This is a genomic window from Leptotrichia buccalis C-1013-b, assembly GCF_000023905.1.
Taxonomy (GTDB): domain Bacteria; phylum Fusobacteriota; class Fusobacteriia; order Fusobacteriales; family Leptotrichiaceae; genus Leptotrichia; species Leptotrichia buccalis.
In genome coordinates, this window is sequence record NC_013192.1 from 1,650,192 (window position 1) to 1,670,615 (window position 20,424).

A 20,424-nucleotide genomic window follows, 5' to 3' on the forward strand; every position below is an offset into this window, starting at 1 on the left:
TTTTCGTAAAATTCATCTCCACCTATAAATTAGGCATCTAAAATTCTTATCCAATTTCTTTTATTAAATTAATCATTTCGATTGCAGAAAATGCAGCATCTGCCCCTTTATTTCCAGCTTTTGTTCCAGCTCTTTCAATAGTTTCTTCAATGTTGTTTGTAGTTAAAACTCCAAAAATTACAGGTAATTCACTTTGTAATGAAATTTGAGAAACTCCTTTTGAAACTTCTGCACAAACATAGTCAAAATGTGGAGTAGACCCTTTTATTACAGCTCCCAGAGTAATTATCGCATCATATTTTCCAGTATTTGCTAATTTTTTTGTAATTAAAGGTATTTCAAATGCTCCCGGAACCCAGGCAATATCAATACTTTCTTCAGAAACATCATTTCTTTTCAATACATCCAAAGCTCCGCCAACTAATTTGGAAGTAATAAACTCGTTAAATCTTCCAGCCACAATCGCTATTCTTACATCTCTTCCATCAAATTTTCCTTCAAAAGTTCTCATTTTCAAATCATCCTCTCGTTATCCATATTTTAATTCTCTTTAAAAACAAAAATCATAACTTATGAGTCTGGTTTCAAAGAGGTTTGACATACTAAATAAAAAAATAAAATTTAAAAACATTATTTGCTAATAAAACAAAAAAGCCAAGAACGTTATAATTCAAGGCTTTTTTTGATATTTAAAAGGTAGATGATATATAATTTAATTAATGCTGAATGTATCAAAATTATTCAAAATATTGCATATAAAATACAATAAAATTGAAAAATAATTTTAAACAGCCAACAATTTCACTTCTACCATCTAGACTATAACTATCGGTACTGGAATCACACCAGTTCATGTCGTTTTCATTTTAATTAAAATAAAAACAACTCGTGGACTTTACCACCGGTCGGGAATTTCGCCCTGCCCTGAAGTTTTAAATTTATTTCTAAATTAATAATATCACTTTTTTAATTTAATTACAAGAGTTTTTTTAAAGAAACAAGATAAACACATAAATATTTTAAAATATTTTTTAAATTTGTCACAATATATTACATAATCTATGTATACCTTTTATCGTATTCTTTTCATTCGTTTGTGTGTAAAAGCCATACAAATCCTTTTCCTATCCGTATGTCAGAATCTTTAAAATGATTTCCTTCATTCCAATCTAAAATGCAGTTTTTAACATTTTCAGAATTTTCTAAAATTTCAATATATTCTCTTATATTATCTCCTATTTTCGATAAAGTCTGATGTTTAGTCTTCTCTTCTAAATCTCCAAGACTTAAATAAATATTATTTACTAAAGGTTTACTGTCCTTTACAAAATCCATCCAGTTTTTATACCAAACTGATGGTGAAACTCCAGCTGTTCCAGCAAAAATATTTACCTTATAACCACTCCACAGCGAAAATAACCCAGCAAGAGAATATCCACCTAAAACATATTTCACATTCTTATCTTGAATATTTATAAATTCTGCCAAACTTGGAATCAATTTTTCTTTTATAAACTTCAACGTTTTATCGGCTCCATTTCCAAAGTTCCCTTTTCCACGAAGAAGTGGCATTTCCCATGGAGTCAGTTCGCTGTTCCAGTCGTTTATTTTAAATGCAATAAGGCTAAAATTTTTATTTGTATTTTCAGAAATATATTTAACTTCATTATCTAGAACTTTGATATCATTTTCGTCTACAGGCTGTATCAAAACGTAGTCAATTTTTTCATTTTCTTTTATATACAAAATACACTCTTTATTTTCTATTCTTAAATTTAATTTTTTCATAGTAGCTCCTTTTTAATATTTTTATTTCAAATAAATTTTGATTAATATACTTAATTATAGCATATATTTAAGAAATTTTATTCAAATTTCTCTGTGATATTATTATAGTTTTTTCTTTAATTATATATATTTAATTTTTTTTGAAATTGTAGTAAAATAAATTATACAGCAAAAACTTTATTTTATGACTTTAAATTTATTATCCAAGAAAAAAATGATAAATTACAAAACACAAAGAAATTAAAAAAGAGCAATTTTCCCTTTTTACGCTTAAATAAACACGTGATACGATAATAGAACGATAAAAAATTATGAGTATCAGATACAAAATATTAAGATGGAGGTTAATTTTATGAATGGTGAAATAGCACAAATATGTAATATTGTACTGGGTACTAAAAGTGCTTTAAAAAAAAGAAGCAGAATTAGATATAAACCTATATATTATGAAAAAAAAGCTACATTCATATTTTTTAATAACAAAAAATATAAGGCTAAAAGTGTTGAGGAATGGTTTGATTATTGTATTGATAGAGGATTACAAAATATTAAGTTCTTAATTCCTCTACCTATAAAAGATAGTAATTTTCTTAATTTTACTAATATAAGTCAAGCTAGTATAGTCTGCTTTTTTGACAATAAATTAGTTACTTATTTTACTCCAAAATGGGAAGATTACAATAATGAATGGTACATTATTTACACAGAACATGAATGGGAACCTCCTCTAAAAGCAAAACCTAAATTTTATGATAATACAGAAGATTTTAAAGATGTATTGAATAGAATAGCAATTTTAGCTGATAAAATTGATTTTCAAAATTTTGGAAATATCTTTAGAAAAGCTATTAGTATTTTAAATGGCGAAGAGATTGAAAATATACAAAAAACTTTTTATGGAATATATTTTTCTGAATTACCCAAAATTAATAAACTCCTTTTTTATGCCTCAGATATTTCTGACGTTTTTGGCGGAATGGGTTCCTGGAATGACAGTCCTCCTTATTATGCACACGAAAAGGGGCTTGAAAGTAAATATGACAGTCTTACGGAAGAACTTTTGACACAAATTAGGCTTGCTCTTTTATATTCTGTAAATGAATGGTAAAATTACAATAAAAAGTTTATGGTATAAATGTGATGCCGTAATTAATATTGCGATTTATGTAATTACGTTACAATTTAAAATATTATCATTTATTTTTCAAAAATTTACAAAGGTAGTATTTTTTGGTATAATAAAATTATAAAAAAACAGAGTTTTAGAAAGAGATGAGGGAAAAATGGAATTGCTTAAAATTAACGAGTTTATAAATGAAAATGTTGATAAAATTTATGATGAAATGGTAAAAATTAGACGAACTATTCACGAAAATCCTGAACTTGGGGATGAAGAAATTGAAACGAGTAAATTAATAAAGAAATTTTTGACGGAAAATGGGATTGAATTTTTTGAAATTATAAATACTGGAGTGGTTGCAACAATCTATAATGATAAGGAAAATATGAAAAATAAGACAGTCGCGACTCGTGCGGATATTGACGCATTGCCAATTTTGGAAGAAAATGAAGTTGAATATAAGTCAAAAAATATTGGGAAAATGCACGCTTGCGGACACGATGCACATACAACTATTCAACTTGGAGTAGCAAAAATTTTGGCAGATAACAAGGATAAATGGCATGGAACTGTGAGATTTTTCTTTCAGCCAGCGGAAGAAACAACTGGCGGTGCTGATAGAATAATAAAAAATGGAGCATTAAAATTTGAAAATGATGAAAATCGAAAAATAGACGCCTTTTTTGCATTACACATGGCTCCAGAAATAAAGCTTGGGAAAATTGGGATAAAATATGGAAAGGCACATGCTTCATCAGCAAGAATACACCTTACAATAAACGGATTTTCTGCCCACGCCGCATTGCCACACAAAGGAGTTGATGCAATTTTAATCGGAGCAAAAGTTATGGAATACTTGCAGTCAATAGTTAGTAGAAGAATTGATCCAAGAGAAGAATCCGTAATTACAATCGGAGCATTCAATGGAGGCTTTACTGATAACGTAGTATGCGATAAAGTGGAAATGAAAGGAACTGCAAGAACAATGTCCGAAGAAACAAGAACATTTATAATCGAAACACTTGAAAAAGACCTCCCTAAATTTGTAGAATCACTAGGCGGAACAGTAAATGTTGATATTAAGCGTGGCTATGCTCCTGTAATTAACAACGAAGAAATGACAAAAAAAGTAGAAAATAATATTGTTGATTTATACGGAGAAAATGCTTTGGAATTAATAAAACAGCCTAGAATGGATGTGGAAGATGTAAGTTATTTCTTAAACGAAATTCCTGGATGTTTTTTCAGACTGGGAACAAGAGTGGAAGAAAAAGGCTTAATTTACGATTTGCACCATCCAAAATTTAATATTGATGAGGAAAGTTTAAAAATCGGAATGGGATTACAATTGAAAAATATTTTAGAATATTTGAAATAAAAGTTTTTTTATTATAAATTTATTGATTAATACTAAACCCCATTTAAAAATGAGAATAAATTTTTATAATAGAATTATTCAATAGCTAATTTATAATCATTCAACTTTTTTATTTTTTATATTCGTAGGATTGCTCATTGCCGCAAATCCTACAACCTATGGCTAGTCTACGACATTTTTCTGAACTGACAAAAAACTCGCTATGCTCAAACAGTTTTGCCAGCACAGAAAAATGCTCCGACGGATTAGTTCATACTAAACTCTGTTTAAAAAATAAAAATTATATCTTAAATTACTTGAAAATATTAGGTTTATATCCTTTATTAGAAAAATTTGTAATAAATTCGTTATTTAAATGGGGTTTAGTATAAAACTTTATTTTTCCTATTTATATTTTTAAATTTTGCTTGATTTTATTTTAATTAAACCAGCGGTTGTAATTAAATTAAAAATACTTAAACGAGCCAAGATTGTAAAAAGGATAGAAATTATTTCCCTTTATTCTAAAAAAACAAAAAAAATAGCATAATTTATAATAAAAATTATTAATGATAATACTTAAAGAAAATTAAAAAAAGGAATGATATGAATAAAATAAAAAATAATTATGAAGTTGGGCAAAAACTGGAAATTGAAATAGAAAAAATAGTGTTTGGTGGAGAAGGACTTGGAAGAGTTGATGGATTTGCAGTATTTGTACCGATGAGTGTGCCAGGAGATAAATTGGAAGTGAAAATTATTTCGGTGAAAAAGTCGTATGCAAGAGGGCTTATAACTAGGATAATTGAACCATCAAAGGACAGGATTGAGGATTTGTCCAAAATTAGTTTTGAGGATTTTGATGGCTGTGATTTTGGAATGCTTAAATATGAGAAACAGCTTGAATATAAGGATAAGATGCTTGAAGAAGTGTTGACAAAGATTGCTGAAATTGATTTGAAAAAGGTAAAAATTAGCAAAATTATTGGAAGTGATAAAAAAATTAATTATAGAAACAAGACGGCTGAGCCATTTTTCAAAAAGAATGGGATTATTCAGACGGGATTTTATTCAAGAAAGTCCCACAATGTGTTTTCAGCTAAAGAAAGTCTTCTAAAGTCAGAAATTGCCAAAATAATTATTGATAAATTTTTGCAGAAAGTAAATAGTTTTGCAGGTACAAAAAAGGAATTTAAAGTTTTTAACGAAGTGAATAATACTGGATTTTTGAAGCAGATAATGATTAGAAATAATGAAAAAGATGAAGTTATGATAGTTGTTGTCGTAAATAAAAATTCGCAGTATAATCAGCTTTCAAAAGTACTTGAAGAAATGTATGATGAAAATGACTGCATAAAATCAATCTATATTTCTGTAAAAACTGAACAGAATAATGTAATTTTAGGTAAAAATGTCCATTTATTTGGAAGCCAGTATTTGGAAGAGGAAATGGAAGGATTAAAATTCAAGATTTATCCAAATTCATTTTTCCAAATTAATAAAAAACAGGCACTGAAACTTTACGATGCTGCAATAAACTTTTTGAATGAAGAAAATAAAAATATTGATAAAATCTATGAAAAAACAGTAATTGACGCATTTTCAGGGACTGGAACAATTGCGATGATGCTTTCAAAAAACATAAAAAAGGTTATCGGAATTGAAAGTATCGAAAGTTCAACACTTGCTGCAAAACTGACTTCTTATGAAAACTCCATTCAAAATGTAGAATTTGTAAATGGAAAAGTTGAGAAGGAACTCCCAAAAATTTTGAAGAGAGAAGATGTCGGAGCAATAGTTTTTGACCCGCCAAGACGAGGAATCGAAGAGTCAGCATTAAAGAGTGTTGTAAAGAACAAAATTGAAAAAATTGTCTATATTTCTTGCAATCCTGCCACTTTTGCACGAGATGTGAAGATTTTGGCTGAAAATGGATATGTACTAAGGAAAGTTGCTCCTGTGGATATGTTCCCGCAGACTGGGCATATTGAAGTAGTGGGGATGATACAAAGAATCACACCCCTTAAGTAGATATAGAATTGTAATTTTAATAGATTTTAAATTACAATGTAAGATAAGCTATAATAACAATAAGGAGAAAAATTAAGTGGAAAATGTATTGCGTGAATTTGTAGAAAAATTTATTAATGAATATTCAAAGGAGAAAAACAAATCTCTTAGTAACAAAGATTTAGGAGATTTTATAAGAAAAGAGGTTCCTGAAAAAATTTTTAAGACAGGTATTATAAAAAAAGAGGAATATATTGTGAAAGGCAGTGTTGGACAAGGAAATTCGGCTGCTGTACCTTGGGTTGCTATTTATGATCGAAAAATAACTACTTCTGTACAAAAAGGGGAATACATTGTATATTTACTTTCAGAAAAGGACAAAACACTTTATTTAACTTTTAATCAAGGATGTACTGAACTCAAAAAACAATATCATAATAAAACTGAAACTATTAAAAAATTAAAAGAGAATAGTAGTTTTATTCAAGAAAAAATCGAATCAAGAGGATTTTCTAAAGAAAATATAAAATTACTGTGTCAAAAAACAACATCTGAAATACCTGAAATGTATGAGGCAGGTTGTATTTTTTCGAAAGCCTATAATATTCAAAATTTACCTGAAGAGTTTGAATTAAGGGAAGATTTGAAAAATATGATAGATATTTATAAAGAATTTGTTTCTTTAAAAAATTCTATATCAAAAAATAAACTAGATAATGAAAGAGGCGGTAAAAATATGAAGAATAGTAGTTTGAATACAATCTTATATGGTCCTCCAGGAACTGGAAAAACTTATAACACTGTCAATTACGCAGTGGCAATATGCGAAAGTAAAAATATTGAAGATGTGCAATCTGAAGAGTATGAAAAAGTATTGCATAGATATAATGAATTGAAAAAAGAAGGTCGAATTGCATTTACTACATTTCATCAATCTTACGGATATGAGGAATTTATTGAAGGTATCAGTCCAATAATTGTTGAAGACAATAATGATGATAGTTCTGGAAATATAGAGTATAAAATAAAATCTGGAATTTTTAAATCTTTCTGTGAAGAAACAGAAAAAATAACAATAAAAAATGATAAATTTTTTATTGATAAAGATGCAACAATTTGGAAAGTTACAGTTGGATCTAAAGTACAAAATGATTGTTTTGTAAATAATTATATTAGGATAGGCTTTGGAATTCATGATAAAGGTGCAAAAGAATTTGTAAACCAAATAAATGAAGGTGATATTATTATTACAACAGATGGTAATAGAAAGAATATTAGAGGTATTGCAATAGCTACTTCAGACGAAGCTTATAAACTTGAAAATACTGAATCAGATAGTACTACTAGAGATGTAATTTGGCTTGTTCGTGATATAAACGATGATGTGACAATTTTAAATGGAAATAAGTGGTTGCAGAGAAAGACTGTATCAAGATTACCAAACATGAACATCAAGGATTTGATGGAATTTGCAATCAAAAAAAATGTTGAATTGAAGGAAACTCATATTGAAAAAAATAATGGATCTTATGTATTTATTATAGATGAAATTAACAGAGGTAATATTTCTAAAATTTTTGGTGAATTGATTACTCTTATTGAAAATACCAAACGTAAAGGAATGATTGAAGAGATGTCAACAATTCTTCCTTACTCTGGCAATCTTTTTAGTGTGCCTTCTAATGTTTATATTTTAGGAACAATGAATACTGCCGATCGTTCAATCGCTCTTATGGATACAGCTCTTCGTAGAAGATTTCAGTTTGTTGAAATGATCCCAGATACGAAAGTCCTCAGAGATATTGGTGCTGATAAGGTTGATGATCTTGATGTTGCTGCTATGTTGGAAAAAATTAACGAACGTATTACATTCCTTTATGATAGAGAGCATACAATTGGACATGCATTTTTTACCAAGCTTAAGGATGATCCAACAATCGAGACATTAGCTTCTATTTTTGAAAAATCTATAATTCCACTTTTACAAGAATATTTCTATGAAGATTATCAAAAAATACAGTTAGTTTTAGGTGATAATGGCAAAGTAGATGCTTCAACAAAATTTATTAAAGATGAAGAAGTAAAAGTGAAGAATATATTTAAGGAGAATAAGGAGAATGCTGTTGATGTTGTAGATCTTCCAGAGAAGAAATATACTATTAATAAAGAAGCTTTTCTTAATATTGAAAGTTATAAACAGATTCTTTAGAAAGCGGTAATTTAATGAATAAATTTTTAGAAGTAAAAGAGTTTGATATAATCACTGGAAATCCTAATTTTAAAAATGATGAAAAATACAAATATTTAGATACTGTAGCTTTTGAAAATCTAATTGAATTTATTCATCAATTTACTGCAAATGAAGAAGTTGCAGATGTACTTGATTTCATGAGAATTTCATATAAACGTAATATTGGGAATATTGTGTCAATTAAAAACTATGTAGGGTTAATTCAAATGAAAAATGGATATCAAATACAAATTCTTCCTAAAATAAGTTTTACAAATAGTGATGATTCAGAAAATAGGAATACTAAAAAAATTTTTCTCAATATGTTAAGAAGTATGAGAGATTTTCCAAGTAAAGTATTTAATAACTCCAATATTCAAGTTGAGCGTATGAATCTTTATGAAATATTTATTAATATGTATTTACAAGAAATAAGGCGATTAATAAAAATAGGAATTAAATCAGATTATATTTTCAAAGAAGATAATTTAAACTATTATAAAGGGAAGTTATTGACATCGCAGCATTTTAAAATAAACTTAGTACATAAAGAACGTTTTTATGTTGCCTATGATGAATTTAATCCTAATAGAGTTGAAAATAAGTTAATTAAGGCTACATTGTTAAAATTACAAAAACTTACAACAAGTGCAGAAAATTCAAAAGAAATAAGGCAGTTATTAGTTTTTTTTGAAATAATAGATGCTTCAATGAATTATACAGCCGACTTTTCAAAGGTTAGAATAAATAGAAGTAATAGGGATTATGAAATGATTATGCAATGGTCAAAAGTATTTTTACTAAATAAATCTTTTACAACTTTTTCTGGAAATAATAATTCTAGAGCATTATTATTTTCAATGGAAAAAGTATATGAAAGTTATGTAGCTAAACATTTGAAAAAAATACTAGGGGAAGACGGTTGGAATGTATCAAGTCAAGATAGAGGTTACTATTTATTTACTAAACCAAGACTACAATTCGCTTTAATACCTGATATTGTTTGCAAGCGTGGAGAACGAACTATTATTATGGATACCAAATGGAAGAAACTCGTTAATAACGAACGTATTAATTACGGTATTTCTCAAAGTGATATGTATCAAATGTATGCTTATTCAAAAAAATATAAAGCCTCAGAAATATGGCTTTTATACCCTTTGAATGATGAAATGAAAGAACATTCAGAAATTTCATTTAATTCGGGTGATGGAACAACTGTAAATATTTATTTTGTAGATTTGGAAAATATTGAAAGCTCGCTAGAAGTTTTGAGAGACAAGATTAGGTAATTTTAAATTTATATAAGCAAAAGATAAATTTACAGAGACATTACGATAGAATTTAACGAGAAGATGTTTTTGATTAAGTTAATCATCTGTTCAATCTGAACTCTGTGTCTATAAAGTTTTTTCTGATGTAAAGAAAAAAATATATTGGAATAAAAAAATAAAAAAATCAAGAAAAGGAAGTTGATATTTATGAAAATATACACAAAATATGGTGATGAAGGTTTTACAAGACTTGCTGGAGGAGAACGTGTGAGCAAGACTCATGTGAGAGTGGAAGCGTATGGAACAATGGATGAAGTTTGTTCACTGCTTGGAGTTATTGTGGCAGAAATTCGTGAAGATGAAAAATTAAATAGCGTGCTTGGGGAAATTCGGGAAGAATGTGAAAATATACAGCAGCAGCTTTTTGACTGTGGAAGTGATTTAGCAGTACCTGAAGGGATACGAGAATACAAGCAGCAGATTGGTGATGTAGAGTGGCTTGAGCAGAGAATGGATGAATATATTCCGTTGCTGCCTAGATTAGAATGTTTTATAATTCCGGGAGGAAGTAAAATTTCGAGCTTGTTTCATATGATGCGTACAAGTGTGCGTAATTTGGAGCGAAAGATGATAGCCGTAATTGAAGCAGATGAAGGAATAAATAAAATTGGACTTCAGTATATAAATAGACTTTCGGACTATTTTTTCGTAGTAGCTTGTCTTGTAAATTTGAAATTGGGATTTAGTGAAACAGTATATAAAAAAAGTGCTAAAATTTTTAGAAATAATAAATAATATATATTTAAAATTTTTTAAGATTATTTGAATATTTCTAAAAGGGCTTTTTTAAAAAATATAAGGACAAGGAGCAGAATTAAATGAAATTAGGAATTATTGGAGCAGGAAATATGGGAAGCTCTATATTGAAAGGCGTTACATCTTCAAACTTTCTTGAAAATAAAAATATAGCTATTTTTGATTTAAACAAGGAAAAAATTGAAGAATTATCAAAAGAGTATGGAGTAAAAAAAGCAGAAAATGAAAACGAACTTGCAAATAAAAGTGACATTCTCATTCTTTCTGTAAAACCAAATATTGTTCCAAAAGTACTGGATAAAATAAAAGATGATTTGTCGGAAAAAACGATTGTTTTATCAATTGCTGCTGGAATTAGCATTGATTTTATTGAAAATATTATTGGAACTGACAAAAAAGTTATTAGAACTATGCCAAACACACCTGCTCAAGTGATGGAAGGAATGACCGCAGTTTCTTTTAATCAGAACATTCAGGAAAATGAAAAAAGTATGATTTTTAAATTGTTGAATAGTTTTGGAAAAAGTATTGAAATTGAGGAAAAGCTTATGCATGCCTATACTGGAATTAGCGGTTCTTTACCAGCGTATGTTTATGTATTTATGGAGGCTCTTTCGGATGGTGGGGTACTGGAAGGGATGCCAAGAGACAAGGCTTACGAAATCATTGCTCAAACAGTTTTGGGCTCAGCTAAAATGATGCTTGAAACAAAAAAACATCCAGGAATTTTAAAAGATGAGGTAACTTCTCCAGGAGGAACTACAATTGCCGCCTTGAAAGTACTGGAAGATGGTAAATTTAGAGGAACGGTGATGGAAGCTGTCAAGGCTTGTACGGAAAAATCAAAGGAAATGGCAGGGGAGTGAAAAAATGAACTGTACCCAAAATCTTGGACATAAACAAGACTGAGGTGCAGTTTTTTTATTAGAAAAATTTGAGAAAATATCAATTTTAATATTGAAAAGCTGTATTTATACATATGTGGAATAATTTTAAAATTTATTTTTCATTTTGCTCTTGTTTTTTCAAAAAAATGAGGTATACTCATAATAACAAAGTTATGTAAGCGGTTACATTTTAAAAGTTAAATGGAGGTGATAAAATGAAAAAAGCACTTGTAATTGGAAGTTTAAATATGGATATGACTGTAAAGGTGGAAAAATTGCCTAAACTAGGAGAAACGATTTTTGGAAATGAATTTTATGAAAGTTGTGGAGGAAAAGGTGCGAATCAGGCTGTTGCAGTAGCTAAACTTGGAATGAAAACTGAAATGATAGGAATGGTAGGAAAGGATAGTCAAGGAGAGAAGTTGATTCAGAACTTAGTTGATAATGGAGTTAAAGCTGATAATGTCATTAAAAGTGATGAATTAACAGGAAGAGCTATAATAACAGTAGATAAAAATGGTGATAATAATATCATTGTTATTGCAGGAAGTAATTTTAAAATTACAGAAAAAGATATTCAGAATAAAGTAAATGTAATAGCAGAAAATGATGTAGTAATTCTACAAAATGAAATTCCACTTTCTGTAGTTGAATTTTGTCTTCTGAAAGCTAAGGAACTTGGAAAAATTACAGTATTTAATCCGGCTCCCGCAACAAAATTAAATGATAGAATTTTTCATAACACAGATTATTTAATACTTAACGAAACCGAAATGGAAGAAATATTTGAAATAAAAATTTCCGATGAAGGATATGCTGAAAAAATACTTCATAAAAAAGAAGAACACGGAATAAAAAATATTATTCTTACGTTAGGTGAAAAAGGCTGTGTCTATTTTGATAAAAATAATGATATCAATAAGTATGAAGCATATAAGGTAAAAGCAATAGATACAACTGCAGCAGGAGATTCCTTTATTGGAGCATTTGCCATGAAAATATGTGAATGCGGAGATACAGGTGAAGCAATAAAATATGCAACAGCAGTTTCAGCAATAGTTGTGACAAGGCAGGGTGCACAGAGTTCAATTCCTACAAAAGATGAAATAAAAGATTTTTTGAGAAAAAATTGAGAAAAAATTAAAAGAAGAAATATAAGCGATTACATAAAAAGAAATAATCCTTAATTGAAACTTTAATATTAAGTATTTATAATTGAAAAAAATAAAAAAATTAAGACAAAGTAGGAGTAGAGAAAATGAAAAAGGAAAAAATAATTTTGGATTGTGATCCTGGGCATGATGATGCCGTAGCAATAATGCTAGCTGGAATAAATCCCAAAATTGAATTGTTAGGAATTACAGTTGTTGCAGGAAATCAGAAACTTGAAAAGACAGTAAACAATGCTCTTAAAATTTGTAATCATTTGAATTTGAATATTCCCATCTATGCTGGAATGTCAAAACCGATGGTAAGAGAACAATTGACAGCTGGCAATATACATGGAAAAACGGGATTAGATGGTCCTAAATTTGACGAATTAAAAATAAAAGCTGAAGATAAACATGCAGTAAATTTTATTATAGATACTTTAATGAATTCAGATGAGAAAATAACGCTTGTTCCTATAGGACCATTAACTAATATTGGAATGGCAATGAGATTTGAGCCTAAAATAATAGAAAAAATTAATAGGATAGTATTAATGGGCGGTTCGTATCAGCTAGGAAATACGACACCAGCAGCAGAATTTAACATTCTTGCAGACCCTGAAGCGGCACATATTGTATTTACTTCAGGAGTAAAACTGGTAATGATGGGACTAGATTTAACAAGGCAGGCTTTGGCAACTAAGGAAGTAGTGGACAAAATAAGAACGCTGAATAACAAAGCATCAAGAGTATTTGTAGAGTCAATGGAATTTTTTACGTCTGCTCAGAAAAATATCTTCGGTTTGAATGCCCCTCCTGTTCATGATCCTACTACTATTGCTTATATAATTGATCCTGAATGCATAGAAGTTAAACCCATGTTCTGTGAAATCGAACTTTGGAGTGAAAAATCGTATGGCAGAACAATATGTGATTATTTTGGGATACTCAAGAAAGAACCAAATGTTGATGTAGCAGTAAAACTTGATTTTGACAGATTCTGGAATCTTGTTTACGAAAATTTCAAATTATACGATAATCTCTAATACACCGTTAAAATGTAAAATAATATGAAATAAAAATGAAACGGTGGTATTATGAAAATACAGGATATAGCGAGACTGGCAAATGTTTCTGTAGCAACTGTCTCAAGAGTAATCAATAATAATGACAATGTAAGAGAAGAAACAAAGGAAAGAATAAATCGGATTATAAAGGAAAATAATTATTATCCCAATGTAATTGCAAGAAATCTTTCTAAAAATGAAAATAATACAATAGGAATAATAATTCCTGATATAAAAAATTTATATTTTGCAAGTATAATGGATGGAATAGTTAATGAAGCAAACAGACGAAACTTAAATATTATTCTAGGATGTTCAAATGAAAATTTTGAATTACAGGAAAAATATATAGAATTATTCATAGAGCAGAGAGTTAAAGGGATAATTATTGCAGTAACTCAAAATTCATATGATAAAATTGATTTTTTTGATCAGACATCTTCAAAAATACCATTAGTACTAATTGACAGAAAAATAGACAAACAGATGCCTGGAGTATTTTTTGAAAATTTTCATTCAGTTTACAGAGTTATAGAAAAATTTATAAAATATGGAAAGAAAAAAATAGGATTTTTAGCGGGACCTCAAACTATAAGTACAGCAAAGGAAAGATTAGAGGGTTACAAAAAAGCCTTAAAAGATAATGGGATTAAGTATGATAAAAAATTAGTACTTTATGGAGATTTCACATTGGAAAGTGGGTATAATCTGGGAAAAGAAATTTTAAAAAGAGAAATAGATGCCATATATATTTCTAATAACTCAATGACATTAGGATTTTTAAAGGTTTTAAAAGAATTAAACATAAATTCTGAAAACATAAAGATTGCAACTTTTGAAGATAATGAAATCATAAGATTTATTGATGAGAAAATAGTGTCTTATAATATGCCTTTTTCAGAATTAGCTAAAAAAAGTATAGAAATATTGGAATCACTGCTAAAAAATGATACTTCAGATACAACAGTTGAAATAAGCCTTTAATAATAAAAAGGCTATCTCAGAATAAAAAAATATGAAAATTATATTTAATTTTTCATTTTTATAATGCAATCTAACTAAATATCAATACATTCAATAAATTTGGGGGCTGTCTCATAAAGATAATTTTGTGAAACAGCCTTTTTATTTATTAAACTGACGAAAGAATCAAAAATTTAAATTGAATCTAAAAAATTATGATTACATAATCTGATATTTTTCTACATATTTTAATTTATTATTTATCCAATATTCCAACTGGTTATTATTCTGATTTATTCGAAATTCAAGGCTACGTTTCGCTGTATCAACAAACAATGAGTTTTCTTTTTGATAAATTGACAAGTAATATTTTCCTTTTTTATCAACAGCAACCACTTTTCCATCCTGTATTGAAAAAGTATATTGAATACTCTTGTAACTACGATTTGGAGACCAGACTATTTTCTTGTCATCAATTTTTTTTATGTAAAATGCTGAATTCATTGGAATTGCTAAATTTAACCAATTAAATCCTGTGCTATCAATTCCGCCTGAAATTCCCTTATTTGCATAAGCAGTTATTTTGTACTCATCTTTATCTACATTTTTAACTCCTGCAAAGACTATTCCTAATGATTTTAACTCAGCTTTCTCCATATCCACGTTATCTTTATAATTTGAAAAAAAATCGTTTAGTGAATATTTTATAATTTTAGATTCATCAGTTATTTTTCCTTTTTTATTCACTTTTATAATTTTAAAATCTTTTTGCAAAGTATCTGACAGAAATTCATAAACGTTTACTGCAGCATATCGAGAAGGCATAAAAGCCAAATAGTTTCCTACATTCAGCTGGACTGGATATTTATCTCCATCACCACTAATTATACCATAACTAATGTATGTTGGATTATTTGACATTCTATAGGAAAATGTTCCGAAATTGTTAAAATTTTCTTTATTTCCTGCATTTAACACAATTCCTATTAAAATATTTGTTAATAGAATAAATTTTAATAAAATATTTTTTTTCATAAATAAATCTCCTAAAATTTTTTATAAAGAAAAAGGAGTTAATCCAAAAATGTATTTTGAAAAAACTCCTAAAAATTTAAAAATTATTTTTGATTTGCAATGATAGCAATTTCTACTCTTCTATTTTGAGCTCTTCCAGCTTCTGTTGCATTACTTGCGATAGGCATTTTACTTCCATATCCACGATAAGTCATTCTTGAACTTGCTATACCTTGTGATTGAAGGTAAGAAGCTACTGAAGCTGCCCTATTTACAGATAATGGATTGTTAATTGCATCATTTCCTGATGTATCTGTATGTCCTGATACTATAATTGTTGAATCAGGATAAGTTTTTAATACAGTTGCTACTGAATCCAATGTTCCTCTGAATTGTGGTTTCACTACATAACTGTTTAAGTCGAAAGTAATATTTTCAGGTGCTGTTAATTTGATTTCACCTTCACCAGTTCTTCTTACTTCTACACCAGTTCCTTTCAATTTGTCTTTTAATTCTTTTTCTTGTCTGTCAAAAATATTCCCAATAGCCGCTCCAACAGCTGCTCCTCCAGCTGTACCAATTAATGTACCTTTTGTATCCTTTCCTATGGCTTGACCAATTACAGCTCCAGCCGCTGCACCAATTCCAGCACCAACTCCAGTTTTACTAACTTTTCGTGTCCCATCAGCAGCAGTTGTACAAGAAACGATTGATAATAAAGATAACAGAATAATTGCCAATACTTTTTTCATAATGACTCCTCCTTTTAGTAAAAAATCTGTTTTCAATAAATTATACAACATTTTTCCTGTTATTTCAATTTAATTTAACTTTGAAATAATTTTATTTTATTGATTTTAGAGTATTTATTTTAATGTTTTAATATTAATTTAAAAAATTTATATTTGAAGTCATAATTAAAACTTCAGTGTGATGATGTGCTGTATGCGAATGAAATAATTCACCAGTAACCTGCACTCTTTTTCCTAAAATATCTCTATCGAATAAGGAACGTGTTTCCTCTCCCATTAACTGAATTTCCTGTACATTTGTTTCAGTCGGGCTATCTTCAGCATCTCCTACTACTGTAATAGGTCTACTTAATCTTAAAAAGAACACATCTGTTACAGAATTATTTATAGTTTGATATTTTCTGCTTATAAGCGTTCCAACAATTGTAACTGAAGGTCCATAATCATATGTCGACTGATTATTAGAAGTTATAGTAGTAGATTGTTGTCTCTGAACTTTGTTGTTCCCACCTCTCATTCTTGCAATATTGGCATCAGAAATCGTATCACTTTCTAAAATCAGTTTCCATTCTCCGTTTACATTTTCAAAAACTAAATATGAAGGATAATCCTTTACGCCTTTTTTAGTTGTAACTTCCTTTACAAATTCAGCTTTTACCTGCTTATTTGAAATTTGGGTAACAATAATATCGCCTTTAATTTTTTGTCCGTAAACAGGATTTTTTACAAAGAATTTTTTCTGATCGGAAATATAGTAGGCTTTTGTAACAGAAGACTGATAATATTCAATTCTATCTCCTAAAATTTTCTCTAAAGTATCAAAATCGGCATTACTGGAAGCTTCATTCCAAATACTGACCATTTCCTTTATCTGTTCTTCTACACTTTTTTCATTTTCACTTTTTTTAATCTTTCCATTATTACTACTTAAATTGCTTGAATTACGCGAATTGTCACCATTTTCCTTTTTTCCACATGATAATAATAATAAAAATATTATGAAAAATATAATTTTTTTCATTTCATCAATCATCCTCCTTATTTTTTATTAATTGCACAAAAAAATTTATATCTTAGTATTATTATAGCTCATAAATTTAAAAAATAGTATAGCTAATAGAATTTATTTTTTCTTAATAATCAAAAACAATTGATAATTTTGAATTTCAAGTTATAATATATTATAGAAGTTTAAAAAATAATATAAAGGGATGATAAATATGAACGAAAAATTTAACAAATTATTTGAAACGGTAAAATTTCCTAATGGGGCAACTGTAAAAAATAGATTTGTGATGGCACCAATGGTTGTCAATGGTTCAAGCTATGAAGGAAATGTAGGCGAAGATGATATAAAATATTTTGAAAGACGTTCTGACTCTGCTTCGCTTCTTATTACAGGTGCTACAAGTGTTACTCCAGATGGAAATGCTTTTGGTTATGGGCTGGGATTATATGATGACAGTCAAGTCGATGATTGGAAAAAATTGGTAGCGGCTATGAAATCTAAAGGAAATAAAGCGATAGTTCAAATATATCACCCTGGTTATCAGGCAAAATTTACTTATAAGGACAAAGGCGTAGTTTATGCTCCGAGTAATCTAAATTTACCTTTTATTCCATATCCAATAACAGCGATGTCAAAAGAGCAAGTAGAAGAAACCATTGAACAATTTGTACAAGCAACAAGAAGAGCTGTTGAAGCAGGTTTTGATGGAATAGAAATTCATGGGGCAAATCATTATCTGATACAGCAATTTTTTTCAAAAACTTCCAATACAAGAATAGATGAATATGGAGGACGAATTGAAAATAGGGCAAAATTTGCTCTTGAAATTGTAAAAAGAGTAAAAAAATACGTAAAAGAAAATGCTAAAAATAATTTCATAGTTGGGTATAGACTCTCACCCGAAGAAATTCACAACGAAGACGTTGGTTATTTACTAGACGACAGCCTGTATTTAATCAATGAAGTCGTAAGATTAGGAGTAGACTACATTCACACATCCCTTTGGGGAAAACGTGCCTACGCTAGTAAAGCCGTTTTAGGACAATGTAAAGGGCAATCAATTAACAAAGTTATAAAATCCGTTATTGACGGCAGAGCATTATTAATTGGAGCAGGAGACATAACTAGTGCTGATAAAATCTTAGAAGCTAGCGAATATGTAGATTTACTGGCATTAGCTTCACTAATAATAATAGATCCTGATACAAAAAATAAAATATCCGCAGGAAAAGAAAATGAGATAACACTAGATGTGGAAAATAAAATTGAAGATTTGGCACTTCCGAAAAACTTCCCGCCAATAGTAGTGGCAATGGAAGGGAATGGCTCTATACCGCAGAAAACATTAGATTTATTAAGAAAAATGAAATAAATTTTAATATAAAACAGGGGCAAAATTCTGTCCCTGTTAAAATAATTTTATTATCTTCTTTCTCTTTCAATTCCTTCACATAACTGATCTACGGGAGGGAAAATTCTTAAAATTCTATTATCGTAATCTACTTGCATACAAAGTAATTTTCCATCATAATTTTCTTTTGATTGTAATTTAAATCTTTCTAGATGTCCAAATATTCTTGCTTCTCTTATGACTTTGATGTTTTTGTATCTTAATCCGTTAATTCTGCATAATGAATAAGTAGTTGTCATTCCTATATATGGAAGATCTTCTTCTCTATTTAAAATTTTTCCTCTTCCTTCGCAATAACCTGATTGAATTTCAATTGGTTCATCTTCAAAATCTGCCATTAGTGTAAATGAACATAGTAACATTGTTAATAAAAATAGTATTTTTTTCATTTTTTCATTCTCCTTTCTAAATTTTATTTATTTTAATTTAAAATTTTAACTTCTAAAATAAAAATCAATACAGGTATAAAATTGATGCACAATATGTGAAAATGTACCTTACCTGTATCTTTAATTCGTTTACCATAATTGATTTATTTAATCTTAATAAATTTTAATAATAGTAATAGTTATCATAATCATAGTCATAGTCACTATCATCATAATCGTAGTCGTCATCATCACATCCGCAATCGTAATCATCATCATAATCGCCGTCGCTATCATCGTAATCATAGTCGTAGTCACTATCGTCATCATAGTCATCGTTATAATCGTTATCATAATAATTGTTTTGATAACTGCTATAATTCGGAGCATTGTTGTTTTCTACGGAATATTTTAGACCATTTATAATTCTATCTCTATATTTTGCCCATCCAGCACTTACATTTACTGATATCAGAGCCAGTATTCCTAATATTAAAATTTTGTTTTTCATTTTTATTTTTTCCTTTCTTTTATAAAATTATTAATTCATATTGTCATATATTTTTGCAAATTCAATTAATCTGTCTTTTGTAAATTCTTGATAAGTTATTATTTCAACATTTGCTCCAGCTCTTCCTCCCATTCCAGGATTTCCATCTTCGCCGTTATTTGAATTTTCAACTTTCTTTGTTCTAATTTTTAACCATTGTCGTTGTTTATTTCTGAACTCTATTTTCTCACTTTCAGATAATCTTGCCATAATTAAATTGTAAACTTTTGTAAGTTCATCATCCAATTTTTCATTAAGACGTCCATTTGCATTTGTTTCTTCTGGACTCCATCCATATTCATCACTTACTTTATCTCTTGCAGCCTCATAACTAGCAATTCTGCTTCTTACTTTATTTTCATAGTTTGATATTTTTGGTTGTGAAGTTTTCTCAATTTTTTTTGTTTCTGTGTTTTCAGGATTTGCTTGAACAGTACTTGTCTGAATATTCTGCTGTTTTTGTAATATTTCAGCATTTTCCTTTTCTAATTTTTCAATTTTTTTCTCTAATTCAGCATTTTTATTCTGACAAGATATAACTAAGGACAGTATCAGGATAATTATTAGTTTGGTAATTAGGTATTTCTTTTTCATAGATTTCCTCCAGTTTATAAAATTATTAATAATTTGTTATTTTTTTCTTCGATATTCATTATA

At 28.6% G+C, this 20,424-nt stretch carries 19 protein-coding genes and 1 riboswitch; of the genes, 11 read left to right on the forward strand and 8 right to left on the reverse strand.

The genetic code is table 11. The features are described from left to right. Nucleotides 1–46: 46 nt before the first annotated feature. Complete coding sequence (gene ribH / locus LEBU_RS07700; RefSeq protein ID WP_015769773.1) at nucleotides 47–511, reverse strand: 6,7-dimethyl-8-ribityllumazine synthase; 465 nt, start codon at nucleotides 509–511, stop codon at nucleotides 47–49. 287 nt (nucleotides 512–798) lie between these two features. Further along, nucleotides 799–936: riboswitch (FMN riboswitch) on the reverse strand. A gap of 150 nt (nucleotides 937–1,086) precedes the next feature. Then, nucleotides 1,087–1,788 carry an alpha/beta hydrolase gene (locus LEBU_RS07705; protein ID WP_015769774.1) on the reverse strand — a complete coding sequence of 234 codons (702 nt, stop codon included), beginning with the start codon at nucleotides 1,786–1,788 and terminating at the stop codon, nucleotides 1,087–1,089. Between the two features lie 352 nt (nucleotides 1,789–2,140). Between LEBU_RS07705 and LEBU_RS07710 the strand changes: the two genes are divergently transcribed. From LEBU_RS07710 to LEBU_RS07755, 10 genes are all read left to right on the forward strand, one after another. Next, nucleotides 2,141–2,896 (forward strand): hypothetical protein, encoded by a 756-nt coding sequence (locus tag LEBU_RS07710; RefSeq protein ID WP_015769775.1) that lies wholly within the window; start codon nucleotides 2,141–2,143, stop codon nucleotides 2,894–2,896. A 175-nt stretch (nucleotides 2,897–3,071) separates the two neighbouring features. Then, complete coding sequence (locus LEBU_RS07715) at nucleotides 3,072–4,286, forward strand: M20 metallopeptidase family protein (RefSeq protein ID WP_015769776.1); 1,215 nt, start codon at nucleotides 3,072–3,074, stop codon at nucleotides 4,284–4,286. 585 nt (nucleotides 4,287–4,871) lie between these two features. Further along, nucleotides 4,872–6,296 carry a 23S rRNA (uracil(1939)-C(5))-methyltransferase RlmD gene (rlmD, locus tag LEBU_RS07720; protein ID WP_015769777.1) on the forward strand — a complete coding sequence of 475 codons (1,425 nt, stop codon included), beginning with the start codon at nucleotides 4,872–4,874 and terminating at the stop codon, nucleotides 6,294–6,296. A 76-nt stretch (nucleotides 6,297–6,372) separates the two neighbouring features. Further along, nucleotides 6,373–8,484, forward strand: a complete 2,112-nt coding sequence (locus tag LEBU_RS07725) for an MrcB family domain-containing protein (protein WP_015769778.1) — start codon at nucleotides 6,373–6,375, stop codon at nucleotides 8,482–8,484. Between the two features lie 14 nt (nucleotides 8,485–8,498). After that, nucleotides 8,499–9,797 carry an McrC family protein gene (locus LEBU_RS07730; RefSeq protein ID WP_015769779.1) on the forward strand — a complete coding sequence of 433 codons (1,299 nt, stop codon included), beginning with the start codon at nucleotides 8,499–8,501 and terminating at the stop codon, nucleotides 9,795–9,797. Between the two features lie 189 nt (nucleotides 9,798–9,986). Further along, a complete protein-coding gene (locus LEBU_RS07735) occupies nucleotides 9,987–10,574 on the forward strand; it encodes a cob(I)yrinic acid a,c-diamide adenosyltransferase (protein ID WP_015769780.1) in 588 nt (195 codons plus the stop codon). A gap of 83 nt (nucleotides 10,575–10,657) precedes the next feature. Further along, nucleotides 10,658–11,461 carry a pyrroline-5-carboxylate reductase gene (gene proC / locus LEBU_RS07740; protein ID WP_015769781.1) on the forward strand — a complete coding sequence of 268 codons (804 nt, stop codon included), beginning with the start codon at nucleotides 10,658–10,660 and terminating at the stop codon, nucleotides 11,459–11,461. 236 nt (nucleotides 11,462–11,697) lie between these two features. Beyond that, nucleotides 11,698–12,615 carry a ribokinase gene (gene rbsK, locus LEBU_RS07745; protein WP_015769782.1) on the forward strand — a complete coding sequence of 306 codons (918 nt, stop codon included), beginning with the start codon at nucleotides 11,698–11,700 and terminating at the stop codon, nucleotides 12,613–12,615. A 125-nt stretch (nucleotides 12,616–12,740) separates the two neighbouring features. Then, a complete protein-coding gene (locus LEBU_RS07750) occupies nucleotides 12,741–13,679 on the forward strand; it encodes a nucleoside hydrolase (RefSeq protein WP_015769783.1) in 939 nt (312 codons plus the stop codon). Between the two features lie 51 nt (nucleotides 13,680–13,730). Next, a complete protein-coding gene (locus tag LEBU_RS07755; protein ID WP_015769784.1) occupies nucleotides 13,731–14,684 on the forward strand; it encodes a LacI family DNA-binding transcriptional regulator in 954 nt (317 codons plus the stop codon). Nucleotides 14,685–14,882: 198 nt separating this feature from the next. Here LEBU_RS07755 and LEBU_RS07760 read toward each other — a convergent pair whose 3' ends face one another. The 3 genes from LEBU_RS07760 to LEBU_RS07770 all read right to left on the reverse strand — a co-directional run bounded on the left by LEBU_RS07760 (nucleotide 14,883) and on the right by LEBU_RS07770 (nucleotide 17,450). Then, nucleotides 14,883–15,698 (reverse strand): hypothetical protein, encoded by an 816-nt coding sequence (locus tag LEBU_RS07760; protein ID WP_015769785.1) that lies wholly within the window; start codon nucleotides 15,696–15,698, stop codon nucleotides 14,883–14,885. Between the two features lie 83 nt (nucleotides 15,699–15,781). Beyond that, nucleotides 15,782–16,429 carry a YiaD family glycine zipper/OmpA-like lipoprotein gene (locus tag LEBU_RS07765; protein WP_015769786.1) on the reverse strand — a complete coding sequence of 216 codons (648 nt, stop codon included), beginning with the start codon at nucleotides 16,427–16,429 and terminating at the stop codon, nucleotides 15,782–15,784. 133 nt (nucleotides 16,430–16,562) lie between these two features. Then, nucleotides 16,563–17,450 carry a DUF4431 domain-containing protein gene (locus LEBU_RS07770; RefSeq protein WP_015769787.1) on the reverse strand — a complete coding sequence of 296 codons (888 nt, stop codon included), beginning with the start codon at nucleotides 17,448–17,450 and terminating at the stop codon, nucleotides 16,563–16,565. Nucleotides 17,451–17,649: 199 nt separating this feature from the next. Here LEBU_RS07770 and LEBU_RS07775 point away from each other — a divergent pair, with 199 nt between their 5' ends. Next, on the forward strand, nucleotides 17,650–18,810 hold the full coding sequence (locus LEBU_RS07775) for an NADH-dependent flavin oxidoreductase (protein ID WP_015769788.1): 1,161 nt from the start codon (nucleotides 17,650–17,652) through the stop codon (nucleotides 18,808–18,810). 50 nt (nucleotides 18,811–18,860) lie between these two features. On the opposite strand, the gene LEBU_RS07780 is transcribed toward LEBU_RS07775, so the two are convergent. The 3 genes from LEBU_RS07780 to LEBU_RS07790 all read right to left on the reverse strand — a co-directional run bounded on the left by LEBU_RS07780 (nucleotide 18,861) and on the right by LEBU_RS07790 (nucleotide 20,361). Continuing rightward, nucleotides 18,861–19,238, reverse strand: a complete 378-nt coding sequence (locus LEBU_RS07780) for a hypothetical protein (RefSeq protein ID WP_015769789.1) — start codon at nucleotides 19,236–19,238, stop codon at nucleotides 18,861–18,863. Nucleotides 19,239–19,401: 163 nt separating this feature from the next. Continuing rightward, nucleotides 19,402–19,728, reverse strand: a complete 327-nt coding sequence (locus LEBU_RS07785; protein WP_015769790.1) for a hypothetical protein — start codon at nucleotides 19,726–19,728, stop codon at nucleotides 19,402–19,404. 30 nt (nucleotides 19,729–19,758) lie between these two features. Then, a complete protein-coding gene (locus LEBU_RS07790; protein ID WP_015769791.1) occupies nucleotides 19,759–20,361 on the reverse strand; it encodes a lysozyme inhibitor LprI family protein in 603 nt (200 codons plus the stop codon). Nucleotides 20,362–20,424 lie beyond the last annotated feature (63 nt).